The organism is Longicatena sp. 210702-DFI.1.196 (assembly GCF_020563125.1).
Taxonomy (GTDB): domain Bacteria; phylum Bacillota_I; class Bacilli_A; order Erysipelotrichales; family Erysipelotrichaceae; genus Longicatena; species Longicatena caecimuris.
In genome coordinates this window covers 1-294 of the sequence record NZ_JAJCPX010000121.1, presented here as the reverse complement: position 1 = coordinate 294, position 294 = coordinate 1, and the positions used below count along the sequence as shown (strand labels likewise).

The following is a 294-nucleotide window of genomic DNA, read 5'->3' as shown; positions in this document are numbered from 1 at the left end:
GTGAAGCGGGGGAAAAGCTGGAGATAACTTCAAAGGCTTACCTATCGCTATTTCCATCCGACCTTGCTACCTACGGCAGTGAAGCGAAAAAACTCTTGCAAGATTTGCAGAGCCGCAACGAGAGAATGTTCCTTTTGACCTTTCTGGTGCTGAACACAGCGGACAATCCCCGTCAGCTTGGCAACAACATTTTCCAGGCAGGCTCCATTGCCCAGAAGTATAACTGTCAGCTGACCAGGCTGGACTTCCAGCAGGAAGAAGGGCTGATGAGCTGTCTGCCCCTGGGACTCAATC

1 pseudogene is annotated in these 294 nt (G+C 51.4%); it reads left to right on the top strand.

The annotated features are described in order from the left end of the window. Positions 1-294 (top strand): annotated as a pseudogene (locus tag LI241_RS15625) (VirB4-like conjugal transfer ATPase); the annotation flags it as partial.